Source organism: Sphingomonas flavalba (assembly GCF_004796535.1).
In the GTDB taxonomy this organism is placed as follows: domain Bacteria; phylum Pseudomonadota; class Alphaproteobacteria; order Sphingomonadales; family Sphingomonadaceae; genus Sphingomonas_L; species Sphingomonas_L flavalba.
This window is the reverse complement of record NZ_SPHY01000002.1, coordinates 241,859-254,714: the sequence shown is the minus strand read 5'-3', so window position 1 is coordinate 254,714 and position 12,856 is coordinate 241,859. Positions and strand designations below refer to the sequence as shown.

Below are 12,856 nucleotides of genomic sequence, written 5' to 3'. Positions count from 1 at the left end.
CTCACGCCTCCACCAGTTGATCGCTTTGCCTGCGTCGGTTGTACCAGGCGATGAGCCGGCTGACCCAGCCGTTGGGGTTGCGGCGGTTGCCGACGATCGCGAATACCGGCGCGTCGGCCGCGTGCTCCAGGTCGGTGTCGCTGCGTACCCGCCGATTGAGCAGCTCGACGAGCAGCGCCAGGCAGACGCCGAGGATCGCGCCGAGGGCGACGGAGCCCATGATGATCAGCGGCACGTTGGGGAAGCTCGGCCGGGTCGGCGCGGTGGCGTTGCCCAACGGCTCTAGGCTGGTCTCGCCGACGTCGGCCTGCGCGCGCAGGGTCGACGCCGATTCGGCGAATTTCTGATACTGTTCGCGCCTGATGTCGATGTCGCGCTGCATCTGGTTCAGCTGATCGATCTTGTCGCGCTCGCCCAGCACGCGCGATTTTTGCGCGGCATAAGCGCTCTGGATCTGCCCCTGGCTGACGCCGCTGATGCCGCCGCCCGAGCGGGCGACTTCCGCCGCGACAACCGCGCGCTGCCGCTGCAGCGCCTGGAAGGTCGGGTGGTTCGGGCCGAGCGTGCTCGCCGCCTGTGCGAGTTGCTGGTCGATCTGGTCGAGCTGGACCTTGGCCGGAGAGATCGGCGCCGCCAGCGCCGCCGTCGGCATCGCGCTCGACGCGGACAGCGCCTGCAGCTTCGAGCTTTCAAGGTCGACGTTGTTGGCGTCGAGGACGATGCCGTTTTCCTTGGCGTAGGCGGTGCGGGCGTTCTCAGCCACCGCCAGCGCGCGCAGGGTGCGGTCGGCCTGGTCGCGATACCAGTCGGCGCTGCGCGCCGCAGTGTCGCGCTGGCTGCGCAGATTCTGCTCGATGAAGGTGTCGCGGATCAGGTCGGCGATCTGCTTGGCAAATTCCGGCGACGAGCCCTGATAGCCAATCTCGAGGATGTTGCTGCCCTCGACGCTGCTGACCGTCGTGCTGTCGATGATCTGCTGCGCCAGCCAGCGCCGGATGTCGGTGCCGCGGCCGTCGGTCGCGTTGGCATAGCTCTGGATCAGCGCCGGGTCGTTCGCCCAGCCCAGCTTGTCGATGACCGGGCCGGCGATCTGCATGTCCTTGATCAGCTGGACCTGGGTGCTGATGTAGTTGCGCAGCATGTTGGTGGCAATCAGCTGCCCGGTCGCCGGATCCGCCTTCAGCGTGTTCAGGATCACGCGGCTGCGCGCCTCGTAGCGCGGCGGCAGCAGCTGCGACACAACGATCGCGGTGATCAGCGATGCGAGCAGCGTCACCAGGATGATGGCGCGCCGTGCCAGCAGGATACGAAAGAACTGGATGATATTCACGGAGGGTTCCTCTCGCCTGCCGGATCAGAAGACCCGTTCGCCGACGACGACGACATCGCCGGCGGCGATGACATGGTCGAGATTGACTTTCAGCTCTTCGCCGTCGTGATAGACCTTGATCCGCTTTTCCGAGCCCGACTGGGTCAGGCCGCCGCCGCGGGCGATGACCTTGCGCAGCGTCATTCCCGGCTTCAGCGGGTAGGCGCCCGGCGCGTTGATCTGGCCGTAGATGTAGAACAGGTCCGCCTGCGGGACGAACAGCTTGTCGCCCGGCTGGATCATCGGGTCGTCTTCCGGCCCGCCGGCCGCCAGCTTCTCGAACGGCAGCTTCAGCTCCTCGCCGCTGGCGCGGCGGACGATGACGTAGTCGGCGCCGGTTTCGCGCAGCCCGCCGGCGCGCGCGATCACTTCCGACACGCGATAGGAGCGGTCGACCGGCTGCAGGCCGGGGCTGGCGATCTGGCCGAGGACGATGACGTAACGGCTGGCGAAGCTGACCACTTCGACGTTCATGATCGGCTTGGCATAGAAACCGCCTGCCTTCAGCCGCTCGCCGATCATGTCGCCGAAGCTGATCGGCGTCATGCCGGATGCCTTCACCTCGCCCAGGAAGGGCAGGGCGATCATCCCGTCGGTGCGGATGCGGGCGCGGGTCTTGAACTCCGGCTGGCCGAGAACGTCGACCTCGATCACATCGTCCGGGCCAAGGATATAGCCCTTGAGAGCATCCTTTTCCTGACTGGCGAGCGCGGGCTGTTCGGCCGGGGCCGCCGCCGGAACCTGGGCAACCGCGCCGGTCGCCCACAGGCTGGCAGCGGCAAGGAGCCAGGCGGTGGTCGTTCTCATTCTACTCATCCTCATACTACTAGAGACGGAGGCTTACGCCGAAGCTGACCCGACTGTCGTGATACCGCTGGAACAGCGCGTCCGAATCGCGCCGCTCCTGAACGAAATTGGTATCGAACATCAGTCTTTCATTCATGCGATAGCGTAGCCCGACCCCCCCGCTGATAACCTTGTCATCCTGCAGCACGAGGCCCTGGACCACCGCCGGCCCGCGCAGCTTGCGGCTGCGGTGGCTTGCGTCGAAGGTCAGGGTCAGCGACTGCCCGAGCGCATAAGTACCGCTCAACGAATAAAGATCCGTTATCGTGTAGCTGACGTCGAGCAGGTTGGACGCCGAAATGTCCCGCCCGGCAGACAGGCCGACCTGAAAGCCTTCGGTCGGCATCAGCGTGATGTCGGCGCCGTAGGAGGCGCCGTTGAACCGCGGGGAGATCGGCAGCTTGGGCCGAACCCAGGTGTAGCCGAGCGAGACTGAGCCGCTGATTCGCGACCCGATGTTGCGCTGGAACTCGACGCCGGCGGCATAGGTCTCGATGCCGTCGTTGATGATGCCTACGCCCGGCACCAGGAACCGGCGGCTCAGATAGGAGGTGGTCGTGTAGTTGCCGTAGAGCGACAGCACGCCGAAGGTCGGCCGGATATAGCCGACATTGGCGCCGATCGTGTCGGAATTGTAGCTCTGCCGGTCGAAGAACGCGCCGCTGTTGCGCGATTCGGTGTGGCTGTAGCTGGCGCCCGCCTGCAGGCCGAGCGGCCCGCCGCACACCGCGCTCCCGCCCATCGTCGTGCGTGTCTCGACATTGCCGTTGTTCGTCGGCGTGAAGATATCGGCGAAGTTGCTCTGCGCCCGGCTATAGCTGACGTTCAGGTTCGGCGCGCAGCCGGCCATATCCAGATTGGCGCCGGCGTCGACCCCTATCCGTTCGCGATTCAGCCGGTGATTGCGCTTGTAGAAATCATAGCCGACCGTCCCATGGGCGTAGATCGACTGACGGCTGACCGGCAGCACCACGTCGAAATCCAGCGACGGTGTCGCGCGGATGTCGCTGCCACCCTTGCCGAACAAATGCTGCGTCGCCGGGTTCGTGTTGAACACGTTGGAATCATAGGTAAGCGTGGTCGCGGCCTGGATGTTGACCTGTCGCTCCACCGGCGCCTTGAGTTGCGCGAAAGCGGCGCTGCTGGTGGACAGCAGCCCGAGTGCGATGATCGAAGCCAGTCTCACAGTGCCACCCCAAAAGTTACGCCACAGGCCATCCGGCAGCCGGGTGAAGAAGCCCGGCCAGCGGGTGAGCTAACCTTTTGCGGGCGACGACACAATATCGTTGGCCTTTTGGAAACCATGATTCCATGATCAGCGGTTTTTCGGGCCACACCGGGTCAGCGCGTCGGTTTTGGTACGGATGTCACCCGGATCGCACTGTTAACGCATTTTCGCTCCCCCGTGAACGCGAGGGGGCTTTGTCTTGACCGGGGTTCGATGTTAGGCGGTCGCACCACCGGCATTTGGGGGTGATGACGATGCAGACACCGTATGACTGGATCACGATCGCGATCTTCGCGGGCCTGATCGTCATTTTCTTGCAGCGGTCGGTGCCTGACGACGAACCGCAGGATTCGATCTGGAGCTACCTGCCGCCGTCGGTCGGCTGCGCCGTGGCCAATTATCTGGGTAATGAAGGCTATGACGCCTTTGCCGTTATCGTAATCGTAGCAGTTCTTGCGTACAGCTACTTCGTCCTGAAGCCGTTCGGGCGAAGGAAATAGCACAGGCATGCGGCCGCCCCGCTTTCGGGCGGCCGGTGCCGGGGAGTAAAGAGTGGCAGCGTTGTTCAACTGGATTCCTCGCCTGTTCCGCCGGCGGAAACGCACTTTCGATCGGCCGGAGCGCGTGTCCTTCCGCGCGGGCGAGCATCGCCATCTCCGCATGGGATGGGGCACCGACGACACGGAGCCGGCGGCGGAGGCGCAATTCCCATCGTTCCGCGCCACCGCGATAGACCAGTTGAATACGCTTGCGGACAACAACAAGCTGATGCGCGCTCGCCTTGCGCTGCGCGACGTGTTCACGCCGGCCCAGCCGGTAACCGAGCGCACTCGCTTTGCCGGGCGGCTTGGCGTTCTAGCCAAGCTGATCGAGGATCTGGAGGAGCAGCGCAGCCACGTCGTCGTCTATGGCGAACGCGGCATCGGCAAGACCTCGCTGGTCCATATCCTGGCCGACGTCGCGCGCGATTCGCGCTATCAGGTCGTCTATGCGTCCTGCGGCGCCAATTCCCGCTTCGACGAAATATTCCGCGCAATCCTGAACGAAATTCCGCAGCTTTACCTGCGCAACGTCGCACCGACCGCGCCGGAGGCGGAGGGCGGTGCGGTAATGGCCGACCGGCTGCCCCAGGGGCCGTTTGGTCCGCGCGAGCTGAGCGAACTCTGCTCGCAGATCGTCGGCACCCGGGTGCTGATCATCCTCGACGAATATGACCGGATCACCGACCCGGAATTCCGCCAGTCGGTGGCGGAACTGATCAAGAATCTGTCGGACCGCGCCGCGCGCGTCCAGCTGATCCTGACCGGCGTCGCCTCCAACCTGCAGGAACTGATCGGCTATATCCCATCGATCCGCCGCAACATCGTCGGCCTGCCGATGCCGCGGCTGACCGACGCGGAAGTCGATGCGCTGATCCGCATCGGCGAAAACGCCGCCGGCGTCTCCTTCGAGGAGCCCGCGGTCAAGATGGTCCGCCTGCTGTCCAACGGCTCGCCCTATCTGGCGCGGCTGATCTGCCACCATTCCAGCCTCCGCGCGATGGACGAGGGCCGGCTGTCGGTCTCGCTCGCCGATGTCTGGGGCGCGCTCGACAGCATCGTCGACGAAGCGCAGAGCCGCATCACGCCGCTCAGCAAGGCGGCGACAAAGCAGTTGCTGGAGAGCAGGGACGGCAGCGCGCTCGCCGCCGTGGCCCGTGCCGCCAGCACCCCGGACGGCTGGTTCGCCGCCGAGGATGTCGGCCCGCTGGTCGACGGGCGGACCGATGCCGCCTCGCTGCTCGCCGAACTGGCCGAAACCGGCGAGTTGTTCGACGTCGACGCCTCGGTCGACCCGCGCCGCTACCGCTTCCGCGACGAGGCGCTGCCGACCTATCTGCTGATGCGGGTCGCGCGCGACCAGTTCAGCGCCAGCGGCGAGCCGCGGCCGGCGCGGCGGCAGGTCGGCGCCGCCTGACCGGGGCGGCGGTGACCGGCGCGATCGATGGCATGCCGGCGCTGGTCAGCGTCGTCATCCCGCATTTCAATCAGGTGACCGCGGCGGCGCGCTGCCTGCAGTCGCTGCGCGAGCAGAGTTGGCCGGTGGAGCAGACCGAGGTCATCCTGGTCGACAACGGGTCGATACAGGACTTGGCGCCGTTGCGCTCCGCCTTTCCCGAGGTCACCTTCCTGGTCGAGACGCAGGCCGGCCCCGGCCCGGCGCGCAATCTCGGCGCGCGTACCGCGCGCGGCAGCCTGCTTGCCTTTATCGACGCCGATTGCCGCGCCGATCCGGACTGGCTGCGGCAGGCGGTCGCCGCGCTCGCCGCTCCTGATTCGACTGGCGTCGTCGGCGGTGACGTCCGCATCGATTTCGTCGACCCGGCACGTCCAACCGCGCTGGAGGGTTACGAGGCGGTCTTCGCCTTCCGCCAGCGCGAATATATCGACAAAATGCGTTTTTCCGGCACCGGCAACCTCGCGGTCGTGGCGGATGTCTGGGCGCAGGTCGGCCCGTTCGGCGGCATCGGCATCGCCGAGGACCGCGACTGGGGCCAGCGCGCCGCCGCCGCCGGCCATCCGGCGCGTTATGTGCCGGGGATGGTCGTTTATCACCCCGCGCGCGCCGCCTTCGCCGACCTCGAATCGAAATGGCGCCGCCATATCGCCCATGATCGGGCCGGGCCGCGTGGCCGCTCGCGCCTGCGTTGGCTGGGGCTGACCGCCGCTACCTTGCTGTCCGCGATCCCGCATGGCGTGCGGCTGCTCGTCTCTTCCCGCCTGCCGGGCTGGCGGGGGCGGATGGGCGGGCTGGCGGTGCTGTTTCGCATCCGCGCCTTCCGCGCGCTGGAGATGCTCCGCGTTGCCGGCGGCGCCGATACCAGCGGCGACTGGAGCCGCTGACCGTCCCGCTACGGCAACGACGCCTCGCCCAGCACCGCTTCGACCCATTCAGGCACCAGCACGCCCGCCGGGCCGACCCGGATCTCGTCGAACAGCGCGCTGCCCTGTGACGGTTCCAGGTTGATCTCCAGCGTCGCGGCGCCGTGCATCCGCGCGGTCCGCACGAAGCCGGCGGCAGGGTAGACCGCGCCCGACGTGCCGATCGAGACGAACAGGTCGGCCGTCGCCAGCGCCTGCTCGATCCGCGTCATGCCGTAGGGCATCTCGCCGAAGAACACGATGTCCGGGCGCAGCGCTGCCACACCGCAGGCGGGGCAGGGCGGCCGTGCCCCCATCGGCCCGTCCCAGCGATACCGCCGCCCGCAAGCAGCGCACAGCGCCGACCGCAGTTCGCCGTGCATGTGGAGCATCCGCCGCGCCCCGGCGCGCTCGTGCAGGTCGTCGACATTCTGGGTGACGATCAGCAGTTCGCCCGGCCACGCTGCGTCGAGCCGGGCCAGCGCGATATGCGCCGGGTTCGGCGCCACCCGCGTCAGCGCCGCCCGCCGCGCGTCGTAGAAGCGGTGAACCAGCACCGGATCCCGCGCCAGCGCCTCCGGCGTGCAGACATCCTCGACCCGGTGGCCTTCCCACAACCCGTCCGGCCCGCGAAAGGTCGCAAGGCCGCTTTCGGCGGAAATGCCGGCGCCAGTCAGCACGACGATGTTGCGGCGATCGGTCATTTGCCCGCATAGGCCAGCGATCGCGGCATAACGCAAGGCGGGCGCCGCGCATTATCGCCTGTTCCGCCCTGCGATCCTCTGCCAGAACGGCGCGGCGCGGGTTTGAATGATCGAACGGGAGTGACGGGTGACGGGCATCGGGATCTTGGGGGCGGCGGGCCGAATGGGCAGGGCGATCACGGCGGTCGCGGCGGAAAAGGGCGTCAGCGTCGCTGGCGGGGTCGACCGGGGCGAAGCGATCGTCGGCCCGCATGCCGACGCCGCCGCACTCGCCCGCGCCAGTGCGGTGCTGATCGATTTCTCGGTCCCCGCCGCGCTACCCGGCCATCTCGACGCAGCGGCCGCCGCCGGAACGCCGATCCTTATCGGTACCACTGGCCTCCGCGCCGACGATCATGCCCGCATCGACCGCGCCGCCGCATCTGTCGCGGTGCTGCAATCCGCCAACACCTCGCTCGGCGTCAACCTGCTCGCCAGCCTGGTCGAGCAGGCGGCGGCCCGGCTTGGCCCCGACTGGGACATAGAGGTGGTCGAGATGCACCACCGCCACAAGGTCGACGCGCCGTCGGGCACCGCCCTGCTGCTTGGCGCCGCGGCTGCGAGGGGGCGCGGCGTAGCGCTTGATGCCGTCGCCAGCACAGACCGCAACGGCCGGCGCGCGGAAGGGGCGATCGGTTTCGCGTCGTTGCGCGGCGGCTCGGTCGCCGGCGACCATCTGGTCGTGCTGGCCGGGGAGGGCGAGCGGATCGAGCTTGGCCACCGCGCCGAGAGTCGCGCCATCTTCGCGCGCGGCGCGGTCGCGGCGGCGGAATGGCTGATCGGCCGCCCGGCGGGACGCTACACGATGAACGACGTACTCGGCCTTTAAATGACCGGGGCCGAGACGTTCGAATTCTTCCGGCGGCTGGCCGAGGCGAATCCCTCGCCCGAGACCGAGTTGCGCTGGACCAACCCCTACACCCTGCTCGTCGCCGTCGTGCTGTCGGCGCAGGCGACCGACGTCGGCGTCAACAAGGCGACGCAGGCGCTGTTCGAGACGGTCGATACGCCCGACAAGATGGTCGCGCTCGGCGAGGAGGGGCTGAAGCAGCACATCCGCACGATCGGCCTGTTCAACACCAAGGCGAAGAACGTGATCGCGCTCAGCCAGGCGCTGCTCGCCGAACATGGTGGCGCCGTGCCGGCCGACCGCGCCGCGCTGGAGCGGCTGCCCGGTGTCGGCCGCAAGACCGCGAACGTCGTGCTGAACGTCGCCTTCGCGCAGGAGACCTTCGCTGTCGACACCCATATCTTCCGGGTCGGCAACCGCACCAGTCTCGCTCCGGGAAAAACGCCGCTGGCGGTGGAGCAAAAGCTTGAACGGCGCGTTCCACAGCCGTTCCGGCTGGGCGCCCATCACTGGCTTATCCTGCATGGGCGCTATGTCTGCAAGGCGCGGCGCCCGGAATGCTGGCGTTGCGTGGTTGCCGATCTGTGCCGCTACCGGCCGAAAACGCCGGCACCGGCCGCCTGAGGAGAATGACGATGCGCCTATTGCTGATCGCCGCCGTGCCGCTGGCCCTGCTCACCGCCTGCGCCGGCACCGCCACTCAGCGTGCAGAGCAACGCTCGGCAGACGCCCGCGCGGCGGACCTCGATGCAGGCGGCACCCGCTATGGCGACGGCGCAACCAAGGCCGGCGCCGCGCGGGATTGCGTGCCGACGATCAACATCCGCTCGACCAGAGTGCGCGGCGACCGGGTTATCGATTTCGAGATGGCGGGCGGCAAGGTACTGCGCAACGTCCTGCCCAGCGCCTGCCCGTCGCTGGGTTTCGAACAGCGTTTCGCCTACAAGACATCGACGTCGCAACTCTGCTCGGTCGACATCATCACCGTGCTCCATTCCTCCGGCGTTGGTCGGGGAGCAAGCTGCGGTCTCGGCCCGTTCCAGCCAATCGACCGCCCGGCCAACTAACGCTGGCGGAGCTGATCCCGCTTTGCTAAGCGCCCGCCAACGCACCCGTAGCTCAGCTGGATAGAGCGCTGCCCTCCGAAGGCAGAGGTCACAGGTTCGAATCCTGTCGGGTGCGCCATTCCCGACATCGTGACTGCCAGCATGGCCGCGTTAATCAACCACTCCGGCAGCGTGGGCGTGGCAACGCATCGGGCATCTGTGCGTTTGCGCGAATGCTGGGCGATTGCGGCGTGCGGCCCGTTCGGAACATAGTGTTTACAGGCGATTGCGGAGGAGCGACACATGAAGGCCAATCCTGGACTGATGTTTGCCGTGGTCGCGGCGCTGGCTGTCGGTGCTTGCGCGCCAGCGACGGATGTCGCGACGGCCGGCAACCCGGATCCGACGCACAACGCCCGCAACGCGCTCGACTGGGCCGGGGCCTATCGCGGGGTGCTGCCATGTGCCGATTGCCAGGGGATCGAGACCGTCGTGGTTCTGGCGGGTGACGGCACGTTCCGGTCGCAGGCCAAATATCTCGGCAAGGGCGATCAACTGTTCTCGGAGGAAGGCCGCTTCGCCTGGAACGATGCCGGCGACACGGTGACGCTCGCCGGTGCGGAACCGTCGCGCTATTTCGTCGGCGAGAACCGGCTGACCCGTCTGGCGCAGGACGGATCGCGGGTCACCGGCGCCCTTGCGGAGAATTACGTGTTGACCAGGATCGGTGAAGGGTTGACCGAACGCTATTGGAAGCTGGTCGAACTGAACGGCAAGCCGGTGCCGGCGTTACAGCGCGAACCCTACATGATCCTGAAGGCCGAAGGGACGCGGGTGAACGGTTTCGGCGGCTGCAACAGCTTTAGCGGCTCGTATGAATTGGACGAGGCGGCATCGCGGATCCGCTTCGGTCAGGTTGCATCGACGATGATGGCCTGCACGTCCGGAATGGATGTCGAGGGTGCCTTCCATCAGGTGCTACGCACTGTCGACAACTATTCGCTGAACGGCGACCGCCTGACGCTCAACCGGGCGCGGATGGCGCCGCTGGCGCGCTTCGAAGCGGTCTACCTGCGCTGACCGCGCTGCCGGTCAGGTCGACAGATACCAGCGCTGGCGGCCTTCCAATCCCAGCGCAGTCAGCCGGTCGCTGGCAAAGGCGCCGGTATCGATGCCGATGCGGTTCGGCTGTTCGTCGACTGCCTCGGTGATCGTGTGGCCGTGGACGATCATGCAGCCATGATCGCCGCGATAGTCGAGGAAGTCGCCCCTGATCCAGCGCAGGTCGCTGCCGCTCTGCTGGTCGAGGGCGACGCGGGGGCGGATACCGGCGTGGACGAACAGATAGTCGCCGATGCGGATCTGGTCCTCGAACCCCTTCAGGAAGGCGATGTCCTCGTCCGGCACCTGCTTGCCGAGGCGGGCGCCGAGCGTGTCGAAATCCATCCCGTCATATTCGGCCGGGGGGATGCCGTAGCTGATGATCGTGCTGCGCCCACCGATGCGGACCAGGAAGCGCAAGGCTTGCCGGTCGCCGCCGAGCGCCTTCAGGAACACTTCCTCATGGTTGCCGAGCAGCATCCTGACCCGCATCGGCCCAGTTGCCACCTCCTTGACGCGAGCGACGACCCCGGCCGAATCCGGGCCGCGGTCGATCAGGTCGCCGAGGAAGATCAGCGTGGTCGCGGCCGGGCCGCGTGCGCGGTCGTCATCGGCGATGCGGTCGAGAAGCTGATCGAGCAGGTCGCGGCGGCCGTGGATATCGCCGATCGCATAGACCCTTTCGCCCGGCGGCACCGCATATTCGGGTTGCGGGTCGGCCATGCGCTTCAAAAGGCGTTTCAACACCATGTTCGTCCAGAAAGATGAATGAGGGGTGCTATAGGCGTCGATGGTTACGAATACACCCGCATAACCCGCAATTCAGGTGATTCGTTTCAGGCGTCCGCCCGGTCGAGCAGGTTGGCGGCGTCCAGCCCCAGCCGGTCGATGGTGCGGCGGATGCGCGGCCACTCCTCGGTCAGGAACGCCTGCCGCTCGCTGGCGCGGAGCCGCGCGGTGGCGCCGTCGGCGACGAACATGCCGACGCCGCGGCGAACGACGACCAGCGCCTCGTCCTGGAACAACTGGTACGCCTTGGCCACGGTCAGCGGGTTGGCACCCTGTTCGGCGGCGAAGGCGCGCACGGAAGGCAGCATGTCGCCATCCCGGTAGCGGCCGTCGAGGATCGATTCGGCGATACGGTCGCGCAACTGCAGATAGACGGGGCGATCGGTCTCGGCCATACTGACTTAGTGCCTTAACACGGCATTGCGGGTCAAGGGCAGCGAAGCTTTCAGCCCGAAAAGACGGGCTTTACCGCAAGCCTCCTGCCCGCCGCTGCTGGTTCAGCACCTCGTAGGCCATCACCGCCGTCGCCACCGCCGCGTTCAGGCTGTCGGCCTTGCCGCGCATCGGCATCTTGACCAGCAGATCACACGCCGCCTCGTAAGCGGGGGGCAGGCCATGGGATTCGTTGCCGACCAGGATGAACACCGGCGCTTGGTAGGCGGGCGCCTGATAGTCGGTTTCGGTGTTGAGGCTGGTGCCGACCAGCTGCCCCGGCCCGGCGCGCAGCCACGCGATGAAGTCCGGCCATGCGGCATGGGCTATCGCCTGGGTGAACAGCGCTCCCATGCTGGCGCGCACCGCCTCGACCGAGAACGGGTCCGCACTTTCGTCGAGCAGGATCAGGCCGCCGGCGCCAACCGCATCACCGGTGCGCAGGATGGTGCCGAGGTTGCCGGGGTCGCGCAGGCTTTGCGCGACGATCCAGATCGGCGCCGCCGTCCGGTCGATGGCATCGAGCGGGGTCAGCCGCTCGGCATAGACGCCGATCACCGTCTGCGGATTGTCCTTGCCGGAGAGCTTATGGAGGATATCCGGCACGGTCCGGATCACGTCACCCCCGGCCGCCTCGGTCGCGGCGGACAGGCGGCGGACGATCGGGTGGTCGGCGCTGTCGCGGGCGTGGAACAGCATCAGGGGCAGGGTGCCCGCTTCCTCCGCTTCGGCCAGTATGCGCAGCCCCTCGGCCAGGAACAGTCCCTCCGCCCGGCGGTGCTTCTTGTCGCGCAGGCTGCGGACGCGTTTGATCAGCGGGTTGGAATAGGCGGTAATCTCGCGCGGCATCTCAGTCCTCGCCGAAACGGTCCTCGACCAGCTGCGCCAGCTGGGCGACCGCCAGTTCGGCGCCGTCGCCTTCGGCGCTGATCGTCACCTCGTCGCCCATCGCTGCGCCCAGCATCATCAGGCCCATGATTGAGGTGCCGGTAACGCTGGCGCCGTCCTTCTCGACCCGGACGGTCGCCTCGAGTCCGCTGGCCATCGTCACGAAGCGGGCGCTGGCCCGGGCGTGCAGGCCGCGCTTGTTGGTGATGCGAACGGTACGGACGATCCGGCTCACGCCGTCTCCCCGAGCACTTCCGACGCGACGGAGATATACTTGCGCCCCGCCTCGCGCGCGGCGGCGATCGCGTCCTTGACCTCCATCGTCCGGCGCGCGCCCTCCAGCCTGATCAGCATCGGCAGGTTGACGCCGGCGATCACCTCGACCTTGCCCGGTACCATCAGCGATATCGCGAGGTTGGACGGTGTGCCGCCGAACAGGTCGGTCAGCACGATGACGCCCTGGCCGGTGTCGACCGCCTCGATCGCCTTGGCGATTTCGGCGCGGCGCAGTTCCATGTCGTCTTCGGGGCCGATGCAGATCGTCTCGATCGCGGATTGCGGGCCGACGACATGCTCCATCGCCACCACGAACTCGGCGGCAAGCCTGCCGTGCGTAACCAGCACTAAACCGATCATCTAATCCTCTGGAAACTGCGGTTCATAC

16 protein-coding genes and 1 tRNA gene are annotated in these 12,856 nt (G+C 67.2%); 8 read left to right on the top strand and 9 right to left on the bottom strand.

Annotated features, from left to right (window positions below):
* Position 1 precedes the first annotated feature (1 nt).
* From E4A53_RS03125 to E4A53_RS03115, 3 genes are read right to left on the bottom strand one after another with little or no spacing between them, the layout of a single operon-like run.
* A complete protein-coding gene (locus tag E4A53_RS03125) occupies positions 2-1,330 on the bottom strand; it encodes a GumC family protein (RefSeq protein ID WP_136161654.1) in 1,329 nt (442 codons plus the stop codon).
* A gap of 24 nt (positions 1,331-1,354) precedes the next feature.
* Positions 1,355-2,176 (bottom strand): SLBB domain-containing protein, encoded by an 822-nt coding sequence (locus E4A53_RS03120; RefSeq protein WP_239018104.1) that lies wholly within the window; start codon positions 2,174-2,176, stop codon positions 1,355-1,357.
* Between the two features lie 19 nt (positions 2,177-2,195).
* Positions 2,196-3,401, bottom strand: coding sequence for an outer membrane beta-barrel protein (locus E4A53_RS03115; RefSeq protein ID WP_168694300.1), 1,206 nt, complete (start codon positions 3,399-3,401; stop codon positions 2,196-2,198).
* Between the two features lie 296 nt (positions 3,402-3,697).
* On the opposite strand from E4A53_RS03115, the gene E4A53_RS03110 reads away from it, so the two are divergent.
* From E4A53_RS03110 to E4A53_RS03100, 3 genes are read left to right on the top strand one after another with little or no spacing between them, the layout of a single operon-like run.
* Complete coding sequence (locus tag E4A53_RS03110) at positions 3,698-3,943, top strand: XrtV sorting system accessory protein (RefSeq protein WP_136161768.1); 246 nt, start codon at positions 3,698-3,700, stop codon at positions 3,941-3,943.
* Positions 3,944-3,995: 52 nt separating this feature from the next.
* Positions 3,996-5,399: an ATP-binding protein gene (locus E4A53_RS03105; RefSeq protein ID WP_239018103.1), complete on the top strand. Its 1,404-nt coding sequence runs from the start codon at positions 3,996-3,998 to the stop codon at positions 5,397-5,399.
* A gap of 11 nt (positions 5,400-5,410) precedes the next feature.
* Complete coding sequence (locus tag E4A53_RS03100) at positions 5,411-6,325, top strand: glycosyltransferase family 2 protein (protein WP_206366208.1); 915 nt, start codon at positions 5,411-5,413, stop codon at positions 6,323-6,325.
* A gap of 8 nt (positions 6,326-6,333) precedes the next feature.
* Here the strand turns inward: E4A53_RS03100 and E4A53_RS03095 are convergent, their stop codons facing one another.
* Positions 6,334-7,047 carry an NAD-dependent deacylase gene (locus tag E4A53_RS03095; RefSeq protein WP_136161651.1) on the bottom strand — a complete coding sequence of 238 codons (714 nt, stop codon included), beginning with the start codon at positions 7,045-7,047 and terminating at the stop codon, positions 6,334-6,336.
* A gap of 127 nt (positions 7,048-7,174) precedes the next feature.
* Here E4A53_RS03095 and dapB point away from each other — a divergent pair, with 127 nt between their 5' ends.
* From dapB to E4A53_RS03070, 5 genes are all read left to right on the top strand, one after another.
* Positions 7,175-7,915, top strand: a complete 741-nt coding sequence (gene dapB / locus E4A53_RS03090) for a 4-hydroxy-tetrahydrodipicolinate reductase (RefSeq protein ID WP_136161650.1) — start codon at positions 7,175-7,177, stop codon at positions 7,913-7,915.
* Positions 7,916-8,560 carry an endonuclease III gene (gene nth, locus E4A53_RS03085; RefSeq protein ID WP_136161649.1) on the top strand — a complete coding sequence of 215 codons (645 nt, stop codon included), beginning with the start codon at positions 7,916-7,918 and terminating at the stop codon, positions 8,558-8,560.
* Between the two features lie 11 nt (positions 8,561-8,571).
* A complete protein-coding gene (locus E4A53_RS14830; protein ID WP_239018102.1) occupies positions 8,572-9,003 on the top strand; it encodes a hypothetical protein in 432 nt (143 codons plus the stop codon).
* A gap of 41 nt (positions 9,004-9,044) precedes the next feature.
* A tRNA-Arg gene (locus E4A53_RS03075) sits at positions 9,045-9,121 on the top strand.
* Positions 9,122-9,285: 164 nt separating this feature from the next.
* Positions 9,286-10,062: an META domain-containing protein gene (locus tag E4A53_RS03070; protein WP_136161648.1), complete on the top strand. Its 777-nt coding sequence runs from the start codon at positions 9,286-9,288 to the stop codon at positions 10,060-10,062.
* Positions 10,063-10,074: 12 nt separating this feature from the next.
* On the opposite strand, the gene E4A53_RS03065 is transcribed toward E4A53_RS03070, so the two are convergent.
* The 5 genes from E4A53_RS03065 to E4A53_RS03045 all read right to left on the bottom strand — a co-directional run bounded on the left by E4A53_RS03065 (position 10,075) and on the right by E4A53_RS03045 (position 12,828).
* The gene (locus tag E4A53_RS03065) at positions 10,075-10,833 is read right to left on the bottom strand and encodes a metallophosphoesterase family protein (protein WP_206366206.1); all 759 of its coding nucleotides are present in this window, start codon (positions 10,831-10,833) and stop codon (positions 10,075-10,077) included.
* A gap of 86 nt (positions 10,834-10,919) precedes the next feature.
* Positions 10,920-11,267, bottom strand: a complete 348-nt coding sequence (locus E4A53_RS03060; protein ID WP_136161646.1) for a GntR family transcriptional regulator — start codon at positions 11,265-11,267, stop codon at positions 10,920-10,922.
* Positions 11,268-11,337: 70 nt separating this feature from the next.
* Entirely contained in the window at positions 11,338-12,153 is an 816-nt protein-coding gene (locus E4A53_RS03055) for a TrmH family RNA methyltransferase (RefSeq protein ID WP_136161645.1), read from the bottom strand.
* Position 12,154: 1 nt separating this feature from the next.
* A complete protein-coding gene (locus tag E4A53_RS03050) occupies positions 12,155-12,427 on the bottom strand; it encodes an HPr family phosphocarrier protein (protein WP_136161644.1) in 273 nt (90 codons plus the stop codon).
* Complete coding sequence (locus E4A53_RS03045) at positions 12,424-12,828, bottom strand: PTS sugar transporter subunit IIA (RefSeq protein ID WP_136161643.1); 405 nt, start codon at positions 12,826-12,828, stop codon at positions 12,424-12,426. The genes E4A53_RS03050 and E4A53_RS03045 overlap by 4 nt, the downstream gene beginning before the upstream one ends.
* Between the last annotated feature and the right edge of the window lie 28 nt (positions 12,829-12,856).